The organism is Rhodobacter sp. P2_H5, from assembly GCF_056403335.1.
The window spans coordinates 1-676 of the sequence record NZ_JBFUFS010000125.1 but is presented as its reverse complement, the minus strand read 5'-3'; the positions used below and the strand labels follow the sequence as shown (position 1 = coordinate 676).

Genomic DNA, 676 nt, shown 5'->3' with positions numbered 1-676 from the left:
ACACCCGATCCCATCCCGAACTCGGCCGTTAAGTGCCGTTGCGCCAATGGTACTCCGTCTTAAGACGTGGGAGAGTAGGTCACCGCCAATCCTAGAAAGAAGCGATATCTCTATACGACGACAAACCCTAACCGGCGCGGGGTGGAGCAGCCCGGTAGCTCGTCAGGCTCATAACCTGAAGGCCGCAGGTTCAAATCCTGCCCCCGCAACCAAATCTAACAAACGATCCACAATGCCAACACACAGCCAGCTCTCAAGCGGGCTTATGTCGTTTTGGGCCAAGCCAATCATCGCCGTCAGTGCGCCCTCAATGCAAATTGACCTGAGCCCGTGAACCTCCTCCAGATTTTGGTAGAGTCCGTCCACGCAAGGAGACGGACAATGAAGCAATCGCGGTTTACGGAAGCGCAGATCATTGGGATTTTGAATGCTGTGACCCCCAATGCTCACCCAGCTGAGGCCAGAGTCGGCGGTTGAATTTGGCGCGATTGCGCCGACGGAGCAATGGGCGATCTGCGCAGCGGTTCAAATGCGCGAAGCTGATCGCCCATTGCGGCGAGTTGGGCGGCAAAGGCCGCCGGGGTCTGGTAGCCGAGGGCAGAATGGGGCCGCTCGGTGTTGTAAGTGTGGGTCCAGCGCGCCACGGCTTCGCGGGCATGGTCGATGCCGAAGAACA

The 676-nt window shown here is 58.4% G+C and carries 1 tRNA gene, 1 rRNA gene and 1 pseudogene; 2 read left to right on the top strand and 1 reads right to left on the bottom strand.

Annotated elements, in window-relative coordinates:
• Together rrf and AC1DVR_RS23895 are read left to right on the top strand one after the other, a co-directional pair.
• A 5S ribosomal RNA gene (gene rrf, locus AC1DVR_RS23900) occupies nt 1–91 on the top strand; the annotation flags it as partial.
• Between the two features lie 44 nt (nt 92–135).
• Nucleotides 136–212 (top strand) — tRNA-Met (locus AC1DVR_RS23895).
• 345 nt (nt 213–557) lie between these two features.
• Here the strand turns inward: AC1DVR_RS23895 and AC1DVR_RS23890 are convergent.
• Nucleotides 558–676: pseudogene (locus AC1DVR_RS23890) on the bottom strand (integrase core domain-containing protein); the annotation flags it as partial.